Annotated in this window: 14 protein-coding genes; 8 read left to right on the top strand and 6 right to left on the bottom strand. The window is 60.7% G+C overall.

Annotated elements, in window-relative coordinates; genetic code table 11:
• From AC1XOS_RS10420 to AC1XOS_RS10410, 3 genes are all read right to left on the bottom strand, one after another.
• On the bottom strand, positions 1 to 1,004 hold a 1,004-nt coding region (locus AC1XOS_RS10420), incomplete at its 3' end, for a formate--tetrahydrofolate ligase (protein ID WP_481962160.1).
• 133 nt (positions 1,005 to 1,137) lie between these two features.
• Positions 1,138 to 1,848, bottom strand: a complete 711-nt coding sequence (gene pyrF, locus AC1XOS_RS10415) for an orotidine-5'-phosphate decarboxylase (protein ID WP_481962159.1) — start codon at positions 1,846 to 1,848, stop codon at positions 1,138 to 1,140.
• A 5-nt stretch (positions 1,849 to 1,853) separates the two neighbouring features.
• Positions 1,854 to 3,365, bottom strand: a complete 1,512-nt coding sequence (locus tag AC1XOS_RS10410; RefSeq protein WP_481962158.1) for an ArnT family glycosyltransferase — start codon at positions 3,363 to 3,365, stop codon at positions 1,854 to 1,856.
• Between the two features lie 76 nt (positions 3,366 to 3,441).
• Here AC1XOS_RS10410 and AC1XOS_RS10405 point away from each other — a divergent pair, with 76 nt between their 5' ends.
• The 6 genes from AC1XOS_RS10405 (at position 3,442) to AC1XOS_RS10380 (ending at position 8,853) form a co-directional block, all read left to right on the top strand.
• Positions 3,442 to 4,086: a DUF4476 domain-containing protein gene (locus AC1XOS_RS10405; protein WP_481962157.1), complete on the top strand. Its 645-nt coding sequence runs from the start codon at positions 3,442 to 3,444 to the stop codon at positions 4,084 to 4,086.
• 527 nt (positions 4,087 to 4,613) lie between these two features.
• On the top strand, positions 4,614 to 6,308 hold the full coding sequence (locus AC1XOS_RS10400) for an efflux RND transporter periplasmic adaptor subunit (protein WP_481962156.1): 1,695 nt from the start codon (positions 4,614 to 4,616) through the stop codon (positions 6,306 to 6,308).
• A gap of 16 nt (positions 6,309 to 6,324) precedes the next feature.
• Complete coding sequence (locus tag AC1XOS_RS10395; RefSeq protein ID WP_481962155.1) at positions 6,325 to 6,963, top strand: tetratricopeptide repeat protein; 639 nt, start codon at positions 6,325 to 6,327, stop codon at positions 6,961 to 6,963.
• Complete coding sequence (locus tag AC1XOS_RS10390) at positions 6,939 to 7,379, top strand: hypothetical protein (protein ID WP_481962154.1); 441 nt, start codon at positions 6,939 to 6,941, stop codon at positions 7,377 to 7,379. The genes AC1XOS_RS10395 and AC1XOS_RS10390 overlap by 25 nt, the downstream gene beginning before the upstream one ends.
• A gap of 14 nt (positions 7,380 to 7,393) precedes the next feature.
• Positions 7,394 to 7,849 carry a D-aminoacyl-tRNA deacylase gene (dtd, locus tag AC1XOS_RS10385; RefSeq protein ID WP_481962153.1) on the top strand — a complete coding sequence of 152 codons (456 nt, stop codon included), beginning with the start codon at positions 7,394 to 7,396 and terminating at the stop codon, positions 7,847 to 7,849.
• Between the two features lie 5 nt (positions 7,850 to 7,854).
• Positions 7,855 to 8,853 (top strand): tetratricopeptide repeat protein, encoded by a 999-nt coding sequence (locus tag AC1XOS_RS10380; protein WP_481962152.1) that lies wholly within the window; start codon positions 7,855 to 7,857, stop codon positions 8,851 to 8,853.
• Between the two features lie 138 nt (positions 8,854 to 8,991).
• Here the strand turns inward: AC1XOS_RS10380 and AC1XOS_RS10375 are convergent, their stop codons facing one another.
• On the bottom strand, positions 8,992 to 10,407 hold the full coding sequence (locus tag AC1XOS_RS10375; RefSeq protein WP_481962151.1) for a glycosyl hydrolase: 1,416 nt from the start codon (positions 10,405 to 10,407) through the stop codon (positions 8,992 to 8,994).
• A gap of 170 nt (positions 10,408 to 10,577) precedes the next feature.
• Here AC1XOS_RS10375 and AC1XOS_RS10370 point away from each other — a divergent pair, with 170 nt between their 5' ends.
• Complete coding sequence (locus tag AC1XOS_RS10370; RefSeq protein WP_481962150.1) at positions 10,578 to 12,404, top strand: prolyl oligopeptidase family serine peptidase; 1,827 nt, start codon at positions 10,578 to 10,580, stop codon at positions 12,402 to 12,404.
• A gap of 3 nt (positions 12,405 to 12,407) precedes the next feature.
• Here the strand turns inward: AC1XOS_RS10370 and hrcA are convergent, their stop codons facing one another.
• Positions 12,408 to 13,457: a heat-inducible transcriptional repressor HrcA gene (hrcA, locus tag AC1XOS_RS10365; protein WP_481962149.1), complete on the bottom strand. Its 1,050-nt coding sequence runs from the start codon at positions 13,455 to 13,457 to the stop codon at positions 12,408 to 12,410.
• A gap of 65 nt (positions 13,458 to 13,522) precedes the next feature.
• On the opposite strand from hrcA, the gene AC1XOS_RS10360 reads away from it, so the two are divergent.
• Positions 13,523 to 14,245, top strand: a complete 723-nt coding sequence (locus tag AC1XOS_RS10360) for a hypothetical protein (RefSeq protein ID WP_481962148.1) — start codon at positions 13,523 to 13,525, stop codon at positions 14,243 to 14,245.
• 73 nt (positions 14,246 to 14,318) lie between these two features.
• Here AC1XOS_RS10360 and uxaC read toward each other — a convergent pair.
• The coding region (gene uxaC, locus AC1XOS_RS10355; RefSeq protein ID WP_481962147.1) for a glucuronate isomerase at positions 14,319 to 15,650 on the bottom strand (1,332 nt) is incomplete at its 5' end.

Raw genomic sequence — 15,650 nt, 5'->3', positions numbered from 1 at the left:
CCCTTGAGCTGATCGAGCGGAACGCCCCCGTGCATCTTGAGTGCTCGCAGTGTCGCCACTAAGACCACCATATCGGGCGCGAGCCCGGCTTGGCGCATCTTGATGTCTAAAAACTTCTCTGCCCCCAGATCGGCTCCAAAGCCCGCCTCAGTGACGCAGACCTCGCCCAGCGCCAGCGCGAGGCGCGTGGCAATCACCGAGTTGCAGCCATGCGCGATATTGGCAAACGGGCCGCCATGAACAATCACCGGGTTGCCCTCGATGGTCTGGACTAAGTTGGGCTTGAGCGCGTCCTTGAGCAGCACTGCCATCCCACCCTCGGCCTGAATATCGGCGGCTGTCACCGGCTCGTTGCTCTCATCGGTGCCCAAGACAATCCGTGCAAGGCGCTTTTTCAGATCCGCATAGCCCTCGGCAAGGCACAGAGTCGCCATCACTTCGCTGGCTGCCGTGATCTCGACTCCCGTCTCGCGGGGGACGCCCTCACTCTTGCCGCCGAGGCCCGTGATGAGCTTACGGAGTGCCCGGTCGTTCATGTCCAGACAGCGCTGGAAGCTGATCGTGCGCGGCTCCAGCTTCTTGACATTGCCTGCAATTAAGTAGTTGTCGATCATTGCCGCGAGCAGGTTATTGGCAGCAGTAATGGCGTGCAGATCGCCCGTGAAGTGTAAGTTAATCTGGTCGCTGGGCTCGATGCGTGCCTTTCCCCCGCCGGTCGCGCCACCTTTGACCCCAAATACTGGCCCCAGCGACGGTTCCCGTAGCGCGGCCACGGCCTTCACTCCGATCTTATTCAGGCCCATCGTCAGGCCAATCGTCGTCGTGGTCTTTCCCTCGCCCGCCGGTGTCGGGGTGATGGCGGTGACGAGCACTAATTTTCCCTGGGGGCCGCCCTTGCGCTTCTCCAGCACGCTCAGAGGCAGCTTTGCGATCTGGCGGCCATACGGCTCAAACTCATCGTCGGTGAGGCCCAGCTTCTGGGCGATCTCTGAAATCGGTTGCATGGGGGAATTATACCCTCCTCCCCAATCCCTCCTCCCCCGCCCCTCCTCCCAATCCAGGGAGGAGGGATTGGGGAGGGGAGAGCCTAAGAGGTTTTAATGGTTCCCCTCCTCCCGTAGGGTTCGGGAGGAGGGGTTAGGGGAGGAGGGATTCTGCAATCGCCTCGGCGGCGGCGCGGGGATCGCTGGCACCCGTGATCGCTCGCCCGACAACGAGGTAGTGCGCCCCGGCTGCCACGGCGGCGGCAGGTGTCGCGACTCGCTTCTGGTCTTGGGCACCTACACCGGCAGGTCGGATGCCGGGGATCACGGTCACAAAGTCCTCACCACAGGCGGCTCGGATGTCCTCTAGCTCAAGGGGGCTGGAGACGACGCCATCCAATCCGCTGGCTTTGGCGAGCTCCGCGAGGTGCGTCACGTGCTTGCTGACCGAGCCCGTGACCCGCAGCTCCGAGGACAGCGCGAGCTGATCCAGGCTGGTGAGAACGGTGACACCTATCAGAAGCGGAGGGTTCTCAACCGAGTGCGCTGCCTCCGTTGCTGCCTCCATCATCGCTTTTCCACCCGACGTGTGCACATTGACCATCCAGATCCCGCGCTTGGCCGCCGCACGCACGGCCCCGGCGACCGTGTTGGGAATGTCGTGGAACTTGGCGTCGTAGAAGATGCGCTCGATTCCGGCGTCGCGCAGCTTGTCAAAAATATCGAAGCCGACAGCATTGACCAGCTCTAGGCCGACCTTGACGCCGCCAATCGTGCCCGAGAGCTTCTGGGCGAGAGCCACGGCATCGGCGGCATTGTCGTAGTCGAGAGCGACGAGAATTCGGTCTTTAGGTTCGTTTATCATGGTGCTTATTTTGTAAAAACTATCACTGCTTGGTTGGGGTAGATCATGTCAATCGGGAGCGGCTGACAGGGCAGGCCGTTGTCGTCTCGCGCACCGAGCACGGGCAAGGGATGAGCAAAGACTGTCTTGTTGGGGTAGCGTGACGTGAGTGCTGCCAGGTAGGCAATGGCCCGTGGATTTTTTGTCTGTACCGCCGTGGTGTACTCAATCTCCGACAGAGCGATCGCGTCGGGCTGCGTTGCTTCCAGCAGGCCCGGATCCCAGTCACGACCCTCCGGCACGGCAAAGAGGCGTAGGGTCTCTGAGCTGTCGGCGGCGCTTCGTGCGGCGGTGGGAATCGGGGCGGTGAGAACCGGGTGGAGTGGCGGTGACCAGTACCACGGGCCACGTGCAAACCCCACGGAAGCGACGCCTTTCTGCTTCAGGAACACCGCCGCTTCATCGCGCGGGTCCGAGCCCGCCATCACCGAGCACAGCGCGATGGAAAACGCCAGCGAGAGTGCCCCGCCGATGGCAATGATAGAGAGAAACTTTCTTGGGAGGCTTGCGATCAGCCAGCAGAGCGCGGGGAGAAGGGGGAGCGCGTAGCGGGTGTACTGGTTGGCGGAGACACAGATCAGGAGCAAGTAAGGGAGGACAAACGCGAGCAGAATCACTTCGGTGCGCTCCCGAACGGCTAAGGCCCGCCCTAAGCCCACAAGCCAGAGCGGTGAGGCTAACGCAAAAAGGAGTCCCAGAGTCGGCCAGTAGAGCACCGCTAGCTGTCCTACAAAGTACTCATCTGGGTTGCGTGAGTGCTTTAGCTCAGCGGTGAACTGCTGCCAGAACACGGGAAAGTTCACCAAGACGCCGGGGCAGCCAACCAGAAACCCAAGCAGCGCAGCACTGAGGAGCAAGGCCAGTGGCCTTAACGTGCGTCTTTCAGAGAGCCACCACGCCATAAGTCCTGCCAGCAGGACCAGCCCCGCGTTGTACTTCGTGGCGGCAGCGAGCCCTGCGAAGAGGCCGCACCAGACGAGACGTGGGTTGGTGAGGGTGCAAAACAGGCTTGCGGTAACCCAGAACGTGGCGGGGACATCTACCGTGGCGAAGTGCCCATGCTGAACCGCAAGGGGCGCGATGGCATAGAGAGTGGCCGCAAGCAAACCTACCCCCGGTTTTTCCAAGCGCTTGCCGAGTAGCACCAAGAGAGCGCAGGTGCCAACTCCGTAGAGCACGGTGATCAGGCGCGCCATGAGCAGGTGGTTGGCTGAGGGAATAGTCGCATGGGCGATGCCCGTCGCCAAAAAAGCAAAGCGATCTGTCAGAGTTACGAGCGAGCCGTAGTTGTAGAAATGCGTGTCAAGCAGGCCCTGGCCTTCGTGCACCAAGGCGGCCCCTAGAACCATAGACTCATCCGGGTGGTAGGAGAACGAGTGGGTGCTATCGGGCAAGCCCCAAGCAAGCCCCCAAGCCCGCAAGACCAGTGCTAGAAACAAGATCAGGGCAGGCAGGTAGCGGCGAAGCGAGGCAGACATACGGCTCTCAGTATACCGTTATCGTCACAGACTTTCGGGGGAAAGCGTTGTATAACAGTAAGTAGGAGAGACGACAATGAAACGACAGAGGGCCTTCGTTTTAGCAGCAGTGGTGAGCGTGGGAGCGCTGGTTCCCGTGTGGGCGCAGCAGAGTCGGGAGCGAGCACGAGCGGCATCGCCCGAGGGAATGGCGCGTAAGCTTTCGCTAGATCTACGAGAAGCCCGTGAGCTACTGGATCGGGTGCTGAGCAATCGTGCGAAAGACAGCGGCGGAGCCCGTGAGCGTGAGATCCGTCGTGATAGCGACACAGAGCGCCGCCGCCTGGAAGTGCTGCTGGAAAACGCGGAGCGCGATGCCCGTGAGCTAGAGCGCCAGCTTGCTTCGGGACAAGGATCAGGCTTCATTCCATCGTCGGATCGCAACGTCAATCGGCAAGCGATGCGGAATGCGGATTTTGATCTCGTGGTCTTTTCGGTGCGCCGCGCACGAACGGCCGGTGATGAAATGCGGATTGTGCGACAGCTTGCCGCGCAGCAGTGGATCAACAGCAACCAGCTCCGGGACTTGCTTAAAGCGGTGGATCAGCCTCGCGACCAAGAAGAGACCGCCTTTCTGCTCTACCAGCGCCTAACGGACGTTAATCGGTTCTATACCATCCGTGAGTCTTTCAAGTCCTCGGATTCTTGGCAGAATGTCTGCCAGCGCCTCGGAATTCGGTGAACCCCTCCTCCCGGGACCGGGAGGAGGGGGAGCTTTAGAGTTGGATTGTCTCGCCAGATCTTAGGGTGCGAGTGAAACTGGTAGTGCTCTGGCAGTAAAAATGTGGCCCCATTTCGCTCCTGCGCCGAGTAATCATGAGGGTTGTGGCGGAGCCTGTGTGGTTTGTCATGATGTGGGCTCCTGAGGGAGTTAGAGTAAGAAAACGACCTGTCCACTGGATCTGTGATGGCTCCGCAAGATTACATAGATCAATGCTTGTTCCTTCTTCATTGGTAATTGTCACGATTGTGGTACGTCGCAGATTTGAAAGAGGTTTAGGTGTCGTGCCTAAATGAGTAACTTGGCGTGTTGTTGTCTGCGGTGGCAGGCTAATCGCAGCCCAGATTGCGGTGGCAGTGACGACTCCTGCCGCTGCCCAGAGAACCGATTTCTTCATAGATAAACTCTCCTTGAAAGCATTCTACCGCTGGATTTTGTAACCTGCCGCAAGGTTCTACTGTCCTAGGTTGCGAAGAGGGCAAGACAAGGTGTCAGGAAAAATTGTTCGGACGGTTTTAATCAGTATGGTGGTGCTCGGCGGGGCGGGGTTTGGCTACTCCCGGATGCAGTCTAAGGCGAAGGCGAAGCCGGAGGTCGGGCGGATGGTAACCGCGCAGACAGGCGATATCGCGATCAAGGTCTCGGAGACGGGGACTCTGGAGCCGGTGACCAAAGTAGATGTCAAGTCGCGGGTGGGGGGGCGCTTGCTGAAGATCTTTGTCAAGCCCGGCGATAAAGTGGCCGTCGGCACACCACTCGCCTCCGTAGATCCTACCGAGGTCTCACGCCAGGTTGCCAGTGTACAAGCGCAGCTCCAGGCCAGCCAAGCCGGGCTGGCTCAGTCGCGGGAGAACTACCAGCTCTCTCTTCAGACGACTGCCCTTGCCGTCCGTCGTGCGGAAGTGGCACTGGAGAACTCCAAAGTCAGCCTGCGCGAGGCGGGAGTGAATGTCAAGGATGCCGAAGTGGGGCTCAAAGACGCCGAAGTGGGCTTGCTGAATGCCAAGGTCGGAATCACGCAGGCCCAGACACGTGTGGATCAAGCTTCCGCCCCAACCCGGACGCAAGATGTCCAGCAAGCCGAGCAGAGCGTCCGCCGTATCCAGGCACAGCTCGTGGATGCCAAGCGCACTCTGGAGCGGCGCAAGCTCTTGCTCTCAAAAGGCTATGTCTCTCAGCAAGACGTAGACGCGTCTCAGACTCAGATTGATCTTGCCGAGGCAGACCTTGCCAGTGCACAGGAGAGAGTTGGTTTACTCAAAGAGGGGCCGCGTAAAGAAGATATTGCTCCCACGCAGATCGGGGTGGACACGGCAAAGATGGCGGTCGAGTCCGCAAAAGTGCGCGTGGAGACGGCAAAAGTGCGGGTAGAGCAGTCCAAAGTACGCTACAACCAGGCACAAGTTGCGGTGAAATCCGCGGAGGTGCAGCTCGCCACCGAGCGTGCCAATGCCCGCCAAGCTCAAGTCCGTAGTAAAGATATTCTCCGCTCCCAAGCCGATGTTGCCCAGATTGAAAACCGGGTGGCGGAGCAGTCCGTACTCCTAGGAGAGACGCGTATTGTCGCCCCGATTCCCGGGGAAGTGACGGGCAAGTATCTCGAAGAGGGCGAGCTGGTAGCCTCCGCGACCGCCGGCTTTGCTCAGGGCGCGGCGATTGTCACCATTGCAGATCTGACCCGGATGCAGGTGAAAGTCAATGTCAACGAGGTGGATGTCTCGCGCCTCTCGGTGGGCCTCCCGGTGGAGATTCGTGTGGATGGGATCGCGGATAAAGCGTTCCAGGGCCGCGTCGTCTCACTCGCTCCCGCCTCGCTGGGAAGCACACAGCAGGGAGCTAGCGCCAGTGCGAGTGGCAATATTGTCCGCTTTGAGGTGAAGATCGCCGTCACGGAGCGCGACAAGCGCCTACGCCCCGGCATGACCGCCAATGTGGATATACTCCTCAACAAGAAGTCCAATATCACCGTGCTCCCCACCGAGGCACTCCTACCCGGCAATAAAGTTATTGTGGTGACGGGGACGGGCGAGAAAGCTGTCAAGACAGAGCGCACGGTCGAGATTGGCCTAAAAGACGAAGCCCGCGTCGAGATTCTCTCCGGTCTCAAGCCCGGCGATAAAGTCGAAGTGCCCAAGCTGGATGCCAAAGACCGTCGCACGATTAAGATGGATGGGCCAAACTAGTAGGTAAGATAGAGCCATGAAACGCTCTCTCTGGCTGTTGTGCTTTGTCGGGACTCTCGTGGGTTGCGAAGGCAAGCGCGAGACGCCCAAGCTACTCAATGTCGCGATTCCTGGCGCAGCTATCGCGACACCCGCGCCTTTGCTCTTTGCCGATATCTTCCGCCGCCGCCCCGTCCCGCCGGGCACGGATACCAATGTGGATCGGGTCGAGACCAAGCTGATGAAAAGTCCCCAAGATCCGAAAGCCCTTAAAGCCGTCGGGCTGGCCTACTACGCGACAGGCGGCTACGAAGCGGCGATCAAGAAGCTTTCGGACTTGCGCGACCCGGAGGCGCAGCTCTACCTGGGCTACGCGCACCAGGGCCTCGGGGAGTACGAACTCGCCGAGAAAAGCTATGCGGCGGCACAGAAAGGCGGCACACGCGGCGAGGCACTCTGCGCTCTGGGGCTTCTGAGAGCAAACCTGGGAAAGAGCAAGCTCGCGCAGGAGGCATTGCTGATGGCGGTGAAGGAGCTCTCTGCGGGCAAGCTACGGGCGACGGCGTTTGCAGCGCTGGGGCGGCTGGAGAGCGATCCGATCAAGGCACGCGCTTGGTACGACAAGACCCGCTTAGACGACCCGGAGAACCCGTGGCTCAAGAAGCTTTCAAAATAGCGGAGGCAATCGCCCTGATCGGGCGCACTCCCGGCTACGAGCGAGCTGCTCAGAACTTGTCTCGCCGCCGGATTCTCTATGTTCCGACGCTGGAAGACCGGGGGCAGGCGACGCTGTTTGGGGTGATTCTGATCGGCCCGGAGGCGCTTCAGGGAAGCCTTGTGGGGCTGGCGGAGACCCTGGTGCATGAGGAGTTTCACACGCGCCAGAACCACTTTCTCAAGACCCACTCGTTCTGGAGCGGTGTCTTTACCCGAACCCCCGTCATGGCCCGCTACGAGCGCCCCGCCTACCAGGCGGCCCTCGATTTTCTCACCGCCCTCGCCGCCGCTTTCCCTGAGCACGCCGAGGAGGCGCTGGCGGAGCACGAGATGGTTCAAGCGAGCTACCGCGCCTTTTATGGCGCGAGGCCGTGATAAAATCAATTCCTGTGCGAGCCGTAGTTCAGCGAGTTTCAGAGGCCTCCGTGACCGTCGAGTCCGAAATCGTCGGGCAGGTCGGGCGCGGGTTGTTGGTGCTGGTCGGGGTTGCTGAGGGCGATACCGACTCGGATGCAACAACGCTTGCTGCGAAGATCGCCGAGCTGCGCCTCTTTCCCGAAGAAGGCGATGACTCGGGGATGGAGCGCTCGCTCACGGAGATCGGCGGCGCGATCCTCGTGGTCTCGCAGTTTACGCTGATGGGCGACTGCCGTAAAGGCCGGCGCCCAAGCTGGCTGGCTGCGGCACGACCCGACGAGGGTAAGCGGCTCTACGAGCTTTTTGTCGAGACGCTCCGTGCTCGGGGAATTCCCACGGAGACAGGCACTTTCCGCACCCACATGACGGTGAAACTTATCAACGACGGCCCTGTGACAATCCTGCTGGACAGCAGGAAGGCATTCTGAGGAACATGGAAGAGACCGACGACGACCTGACACCGGTGGCGGAAGAAGACGCTACTCCAAACCCTCACGCAGCAGGGCATGATGAGCCGGAAGAAGACTCCCGCCAGACAGATGCCTACGCCGCGCTCGCCTCCGGTGAGGAGAAAGAGGAAGTCTCCGCCGAGGCCCTCGCCGAGCTGGGAGTCAAGCACCTCGATGAGGGCAATATCGGCGAGGCGCTCAATAAGTACCGCGGGGCTGTGCGGGCTGCGCGTCAGACCGGGGCCGATGAGAGCGATCAGCGGGTAAACCTCGGCGATGCCTACGCCTACTCCGGGCAGGGGCTCAATGCCTACCGGCAGTACAAGCGCGCCATCAAGCTCTCTCCCCGTAAGGCCGAGCCACACTTCTCGATGGGGGAGCTCTACCACCGCTACGGACGCCTCACCATGGCCGTCACCGAGTACCACACGGCGCTCCAGTACGCCCCCGAGAACTGCTGGTACCACTACCGCCTGAGCGAGGCGCTCTTACAGATGGGGGATCTCGCCGGAGCGATCACCCAGCTGGAGCGAACCGTACAGCTCAAGCCCCAAGACGGCTTCTATCACTTCTGGCTGGGCGATCTCTATGGGCGCGCCGAGCGCTACGAAGAGGCGATCCGAGAGCTGCAACAAGCGACTCTCTTTGCGCCGTATGATGCCTACTACAATATCCGTCTTGGGGCACTCTACCGTCGGCGCAAGATGTACCGCGATGCCGCCCTCGCCGTGCGCCAAGCCCTGCGCCTCGCTCCCAAAAGCGCCCCGTACCACTGCCTCCTCGCCGATCTCTACTCCGATCTGCGCCTTGATGAGTACGCCGTCCGCCACTACCAGGCCGCCGGAATGCTCGACGACTACGACACGGAGCAGCTTCACCGCCTGAGGGTCTACGCAGGAATCGAGAGCGACGATCTGCTCGCCCTAGAGCCCTTTGAGTTCGACACCGACGGCAACTTCGCCATGCCCACCGACCGGGAATAAAACGCCCCTGCCGCCGGTTGAAAACCGGCGTCTGCAATGGCGCAAGCGCCGCAAAGCCCGTGCCGGGCTGGGGATTGTTTAGCCCGGAACGGGCTTCCCGGCACGCAGTGCCACTGAGACGCCCCGTTCACGAGGCGGCTACTTCGCGATAATTACCGCCTCGGTTTTGGTGGCGACGCGGCCTTTGTCATCGGTGACGATGGCGGTGAGCTTGTGGTTTCCGGGGGGGAGGGTAAGTGTGGCTTCCCGACCGCCGGGTTCGATAGCGGAGGCCGCGTCTTGGCCGTTGAGCTTGTAGGTCACCCGAAACTGGTCGGCGTAGCAGCGGGCCCACGACGAGACGCGTAGCTCGCCGGGCGGGACGGCGAGGCCGGTGGCGGGAATCGGAACCGTGGTGGCGACTTTGGCCGTGGCCCCGACGCGCGAGAGAAAGTAGTCTGGGGCAATGGCACGCTTGTAGCCCGCGAGAACTTCGTCGGAGTCGGTGATGGAGTAGTTATTAAGCTGGCGACCTGGCGTGGCGTACTTCAGGTTGTCCATGTCAAAGATATCGATGAGTTTCACGCGCGGGTAGAGACGTGGCAGCGAGGCGTAGAGCTCGTTGATCTTCTTGCTGGCCCAGGCGCTACGGTCTTTCCCATCCGCTTTAGACAGATGCGACGCGCCAAACTCACAGATGGCGATAGGCTTCTTGGGCGCATACGTCGCGTAGACATACTTCAAGTAGTCCGCTGGGTTGTCCGCCGTGCCCACGCGGGTTGGGTCGTTGTCGTAGAACGGGACGGAGTAGAAGTTAATCCCGACCCAGTCGACGTAGGCATCGCCGGGGTAGAACTTGGTGATGTTCTTCTCGGGGATCACATTCACGCACCAGACCATCGCGACATTGGGCGCAATTTCGGCAAAGACCTGCCGCACAAGCTGCCACTTGACAATATACGCATTGGCGTTGTCATCACCGCCGTAGCGCGTCCAGTCCCCGTTCATCTCGGAGGCGTAGCGCAGAAAGATCGGGCAGTCCGCCTCGGCGGCATCTTGGGCGAACTGGCGAAGATAGGTGTTTTGCTGCACGACTTGCAGACCCTCGTTGGGCTCCCACGCGATATGCGGCGCGACTCCCTGTGCCTTGAGCCGCGCGACCCACTTCTTAGGAAAAGGCCGCCCGTAGCTCACGTAGCAGAAGACACTCGCATGCTTCTTGCCTGTGAGCTTGCCAAACGCATCGGGGTCTTCGTGGCTCTGGAAGTTCTCGTCGTTGAACGTTGAGCTAAGGCGCTCGTCGCGGTCTATAAAGCCGCCTAAGTAGCACCCGTACGGCGGCTCCCACTTGGCCAGCGGCGACATGATCTTGGGCGCGACACGGGGCAAGTGGGCAAAGAGCTGGATACTGCTGGAGATGCGAGCCGCCTTGGCCTCCTCCACTTTCGCCCCCTCGGTGTCCCCGTTTTTACGGTAGATCGCGGCCTCTTTTCGGTAGGCATCGGCAGCCTCAGAGAACTTCCCAGCTCTCTCTAAAGACTCCGCGCGTCGTCGCCACTCAGCAGCTGATTGCATAGGGGCATTATACCCTCCTCCCCCGGCCCCTCCTCCCAACCCTGCGGAGGCAGGGCGGAAGGAGGGGAGTATCTCCGTGCGGACTCCCCTCACTCCCCTTCCTCCGGGTGCCCTCTGGGCGTTTGGGAGGAGGGGCCGGGGGAGGAGGGTTCAGGTACAATCCCTTTATCATGAACCTACTCTCTCTCTTTCAAGCGCCGACGATGCGCAATGGAATCCCGCTCCAGCCTGCCGGGAAAGTGATCCCTCCGCCGGGAATGGCGCTCGCGCCTGCCGATAAGGCCGCCCTCAGCGAGGGGCTGGACGCACTGACAGCAAAGACCGATGCGCTTAAGAAACACCCGCTCTGGCCGGATCTGGAGATCTATCGAAAAGCCGTCGCGTGGAGCTTGGAGGCCAATACCATCTACAATGCGCGGGAGCTGGCGACGGCTAAAGAGCTGCTGGTCGAGGGAATGGCTCGGGCAGAGGCGTTGGCCAAGGGGGCCGCGCCGTGGACAAGACAAACCGGGCTCGTGGTGCGCGGCTATGTGAGCAAGCTCGATAGTTCCGTCCAGCCCTACGGCGTAGTCGTGCCGGAGAACGCCTTCGACGGTCAAAAGCACCGTTTGGATCTCTTCATGCACGGGCGCGGCGAGAACCTCACCGAGCTCTCGTTTTTAGAGCAGCGTCGCAAGAGTGGGGGCGAGTTTATCCCGCCAGGGGCACTGGTGCTGCATCCCTATGGGCGTTTTTGTAATGCAAATCACTTAGCCGGTGAAGTGGATGTCTTTGAGGCCATTGCCCATGTCCAGAGCCAGTACAAGATAGACGAGGAGCGCATCATCCTGCGTGGCTTCTCGATGGGCGGCGGGGCGACTTGGCATCTAGCCGTGCACCATCCTGACTTCTGGTGCGCCGCCGCGCCCGGAGCGGGGTTTGCCGACACGATTCGCTTCTCCAACCTGAAAGAGAGTGAGATTCCCGGCTGGCAGCGCAAGCTCCTGCGCCTCTACGACCCGGTGGACTGGGCGGTGAACCTGGCGCAGTGCCCGCTCGTGGTTTATTCGGGGGAGATTGATGGTCAGAAGCTCGCCGCCGATGACATGGAGGCTGCACTCAAGGCCGAAGGCTTGCCAATGATCCATATCATTGGTCCCAAGACCGGCCACTCGTACCATAAAGACAGTAAGCCGCTGATCAACGCCGAGCTCGATAAGTACGTCACGCAGGGACTTCAGCGCAACCCTCATAAGGTGCGCCTGACAACCTATAGTCTGCGCTACGCAAAGTCGAACTGGCTCCAGCTTACCGGGCTGGAGAAGCACTGGGAGCGTGCCCGCGCCGAAGCTGAACGAAGCAATGATGGCAAGAGTGTGACGATCAAGACCAGTGGGGTGAGCGCTCTGGAGCTGGCGCAGGGCTTTAAGACCGTCACTCTAGACGGGCAAACCCTCTCCGGGGCGAAGTTCTACAAAGAGGGCAAGCTCTGGAAATCCGGTGAGCCGCGTGGTAAAGACCTCCGCAAGAAACCCGGCTTGCAAGGCCCGATTGACGATGCATTTATGGAGCGCTTTGTCTTTGTGCGCCCGACAGGAATCGCCAAGAATCCGGCGCAGGGTCTGTGGGCCAAGGCGGCGATGGAGCAAGCTGGCGCGGACTGGAAGCAGTTCTTCCGAGGCGAGGTGGTGATCGTGGACGATGACAAAGTGACGGGTGAGCAGATCCGCAACGCCAATCTCATTGTCTGGGGCGATCCGGCGTCAAATAAGTTTCTGGGGAAGCTCGCCGCAAAGCTCCCGCTGGGCTGGACAAGTGACACCGCTCCAGTCTTTATCTACCCCAACCCGCTCAACCCAAGCAAGTACGTGGTGGTCAACTCGGGCTTTACCTGGCACGACTACATGTCGGGCTCCAACGCGCATCACACCCCAAAGCTCCCCGACTGGGCGGTTGTCCGTGTTGCAGATAGCTCTGTCAAAGACCAAGGCTTCTTCGACGAGAGCTGGAAAAAGTAAGAATTAGGCCGCGATGGCGTGGTGGGTCAGTAGCTCGGAGAGGGTGTGAGCGAGAAATCTCACGCTGGTGACGGCGGCGCTGTAGTCCATGCGCGTCGGCCCGACTACCCCGATACTGCCCCGCTCGCGCGTCCCCACAAAATACGGCGACGAGACCACGGCAAAGGCGTGAAGCTCGGGGCGGCCCAGCTCCTCCCCGATACGGATCGCAAACTCCTGCTCGACCGCTTCGATGCGCAGTAGCTCCAGCACGGCGGCGCGCTCCTGAAGCACCCGGAAGAACTGGCTGAGCCGGTCCACATCACGAAACTCGGGCTGGGCGAGCACGCTCTGGGTGCCTTCGACATAGACCGGCACATTCTCCGCAATCCCTTGGATACTCTGCACGAGCTCACGCACCAGGCGCTGCCAGAGCGGCGTGTGGGCACGTAGCTCAGGAGGTGGCAGCTCGGCACCGCTCTGGATGCGCCGTAGCTCGGTGAGGGGCTTCTCGCTGTAGGTGGCGTTGAGTGCGTTGGCCAGCGCAAGGGCCGCCGTCGCGCTGAGTGTGGCATCGGGGAGCAGGCGGTGCTCTGTCCGACCCGTCGAGAGCAGGAGCACGAGGAGCGCTTTATCCGTCGCGGCGGGTGAGAGAAATATCTGGCGGAGCCGGGTGTCATCCGGAGCTTCGGGCGAGGTGGCGACGGCAGGAAGGTTCGTGAGCTGGCTTAAGAGCTGGCAGGTCTTGCGTAGGATGGTATCAAGCTCACTCTCGGCTGAGAGCAGAGCGCTCTGCACTTGTTGCACAGCGAGGTGCTGAAAAGGCAGCAGCGGCATCAGGCGGTTGACGTAGAAGCGGTAGCCACGGTCTGAGGGAACCCGCCCCGCGGACGTGTGCGGCTGGCGCAGAAACCCGCGCTCACTCAGCTCTGCCAGCTCGTTGCGTACCGTCGCCGATTTCACTCCCAGAGCGTAGCGCTCGACTAGGATTTGCGAGCCCACTGGCTCTGCGGTCAGGACGTAGTCCTGGACGACGGCATGAAGAATTTGTTGCTTGCGTAGATCGAGATCCATACTTGCCTTCGCATTCTAACAGGTGAGGTATAATTTGTGCAACTAAAAATACGTGAGGTTGACTTATGAAACGCATCTCGATTGCGCTTATTGCGCTAGTTGCAGGAGTGTTGGCACCATCGTCGGTCCAGGCACAGGTTGAAGGCGGGACGACGCAGCGTCCGGCGCGAACCCGGCCTCTGGAGTCCGTTCTGCAAGCGCTGACTCGAAGCACGGGAATTACCGTGGTTGCGGAGTCGTCACTGCTAGGCGCTGAGGCCGCGTACTCCCAGAGCGCAACGGCGGAGACTCTGGAGAAGCAGCTTGATATTGTGGTGAAGTCTCTACCACCCGGAACGGTCTGGAAAAAAGCGATGCTCCCTGCCAGCACGCGCTTCTACAAAGGCGATGATGTCGCGGATTTTCTCGACATTCAGACGCGGATGTTGGGGCGTGCCAAGCCTGGTGAGGCAGGCTCCGTGGAGATTCTTGGGCAGAAGCTCACGCAAGAAAAAGCGGCTCCTGTGGTCAGCACTTTGGGGCTGAAGCCCGTCTACGTCCTGGTCAATGCCAACGCTCGTCAGGCAAGCCGCGACCCGCTTACGGGAGCCAACGGCCAGTCGGATTTCTCGCAGATTCTGAGTAACTTCTCCACCATGAACCCCGAGGCCCGCACGAAACTCATGCAGCAGTTCGGCCAGATGATGCAAAACATGAGCCCCGAGCAGCGCCGCCAGATGTTTAGCGGCATGATGGGCAGTGGCGTTGGTGTCTTTATCACGCCTGGGCGACAGATTCCGCCCCAATAAAATCACTCCGATAGGATGCTGGGTATAGTTTTGCGATGAGTAGCCCGGCATCCTTGGGAGAGCTCGCCATTACCTACTTTGGTGCTAGCCGGTAGGCGGCTTTGGCGAGGTCATAACAGAGGGCACGGGCCATCGCGTCGGCGTCTTGTTCTTCTATGAGATGCTCTACCACCAGCCCGGCGAGCCAGTCGGAGACCACGCGCCGCCAGACATCGTGGCGGGCGGGGATGGAGCAAAACGCACGGGTATCGTCGTTGAAGCCTGCCAGGTTGTAGACTCCCGCCGTCTCGACCACGCTATCTAAAAAGCGGCGCATCCCGAGGCGGCTGTCGAAGAACCACCAGGGTGGCCCGAGGCGTAGTGCCGGGTAGTGTCCGGCAAGCGGTGCCAGCTCGCGCGAGTAGAGTGTCTCATCCAGCGTAAAGAGAATCAGCGAGAGCTTGGGATCGTTGCCGTAGGCACTGAGCAGGGGAAGGAGGTTGCGGGTGAACTCTCCGGATATCGGGATGTCTGCGCCTTTGTCGGCCCCAAACTTCTCAAAGAGACTCTGGTTGTGGTTTCGGAAGCTGCCCACATGAAGCTGCATCGTCAGGCCGTCGTCGGTGCTCATCCCAGCCAGCGTAAAGAGCATATGGGCCATGAAGCGGACACCATCACCGGGCTCAGTTTTTCCTGACAGTGCTCGGTCAAAGACCGCCGTTGCTTCCGAAGCTGAGAGGGGCGTGGTATCGGCGCTGATTGCCGCATGGTCGGTTGCCGTGGCTCCAAGGCTCTGGAAAAACGCCCGGCGGTTGCGAAGCGCTTCGATAAAGCGTGCGTAGCTCGTGATACTCACGCCACTGGCACTCTCCAGCGCAGTGATATTCTCCCGCCAGCCCAGCGCGTCTAGGTTCACAACGGCATCAGGGCGAAAGGTCGGGAGAATCTTGCCGCTCCAGCCGGACTCACGAATGGTTTTATGGTGGCTCAGCGGATCGCTGGCGGCATCGGTGGTGCAGAGAACCTCGATATTAAAGTGCTCAAAGAGCGCACGGGGCCGAAACGCAGGGGTCTCCAGTTTTGCCGCGATGCTATCGTAGAGCGTTTGTGCATTGGCCGCGCTGGGCTTCTCGGTGATCTCAAAGACCTCGACCAGCTCTTGGGTCAGCCACTGGCCACTCGGGGTTCCCGCAAAAAGATAAAAATGCTCGCAGAACACCTGCCAGATCTTGCGGTGATCGCTCTCCGTGGGGCCACCGTCGCGCCGTGGCACGCCCTGGGCTTCGAGCGAGATTCCCTGGGAGTAGAGCATCCGAAAGACATAGTGGTCGGGGATGAGCAGCAGCTCGGCGGGGCTCCCAAAACGATAGTCCGGGTCTGAGAAGAGCGCCGGATCCACATGGCCGTGTGGGCAGACCAGCGGCAG

The sequence above is a fragment of the Armatimonas sp. genome (assembly GCF_964826245.1).
The sequence above is the reverse complement of the archived record's forward strand: the minus strand, read 5'-3'. Positions and strand labels throughout refer to the sequence as shown.